5 tRNA genes are annotated in these 491 nt (G+C 52.1%); all 5 read right to left on the reverse strand.

Going from position 1 to position 491, the window contains the following annotated elements:
• Positions 1 to 2: 2 nt before the first annotated feature.
• The 5 genes from Q0791_RS25020 to Q0791_RS25040 all read right to left on the reverse strand — a co-directional run bounded on the left by Q0791_RS25020 (position 3) and on the right by Q0791_RS25040 (position 489).
• Positions 3 to 94, reverse strand: a tRNA-Ser gene (locus Q0791_RS25020).
• Positions 95 to 103: 9 nt separating this feature from the next.
• Positions 104 to 180: transfer RNA gene (locus Q0791_RS25025), tRNA-Arg, on the reverse strand.
• Positions 181 to 214: 34 nt separating this feature from the next.
• Positions 215 to 291: transfer RNA gene (locus Q0791_RS25030), tRNA-Arg, on the reverse strand.
• A gap of 22 nt (positions 292 to 313) precedes the next feature.
• A tRNA-Arg gene (locus Q0791_RS25035) sits at positions 314 to 390 on the reverse strand.
• 22 nt (positions 391 to 412) lie between these two features.
• Positions 413 to 489: transfer RNA gene (locus Q0791_RS25040), tRNA-Arg, on the reverse strand.
• Positions 490 to 491: the final 2 nt, after the last annotated feature.

The following is a 491-nucleotide window of genomic DNA, read 5'->3' on the forward strand; positions in this document are numbered from 1 at the left end:
AATGGCGGAGAGGGAGGGATTCGAACCCTCGATGGGAGATAAAGCCCATACTCCCTTAGCAGGGGAGCGCCTTCGGCCACTCGGCCACCTCTCCGTTCAAACATGGTACGCGTGGGAGGATTCGAACCTCCGACCGCCTGGTTCGTAGCCAGGTACTCTATCCAGCTGAGCTACACGCGCGAAATCTTTGTCTTAAATTTTTTATCTTTTTATATGGTACGCGTGGGAGGATTCGAACCTCCGACCGCCTGGTTCGTAGCCAGGTACTCTATCCAGCTGAGCTACACGCGCATATATAAATTTTATATTGAAATGGTACGCGTGGGAGGATTCGAACCTCCGACCGCCTGGTTCGTAGCCAGGTACTCTATCCAGCTGAGCTACACGCGCATATATAAATTTTATATTGAAATGGTACGCGTGGGAGGATTCGAACCTCCGACCGCCTGGTTCGTAGCCAGGTACTCTATCCAGCTGAGCTACACGCGCAT

The sequence above is a fragment of the uncultured Shewanella sp. genome, from assembly GCF_947495455.1.
Lineage (GTDB): Bacteria > Pseudomonadota > Gammaproteobacteria > Enterobacterales > Shewanellaceae > Shewanella.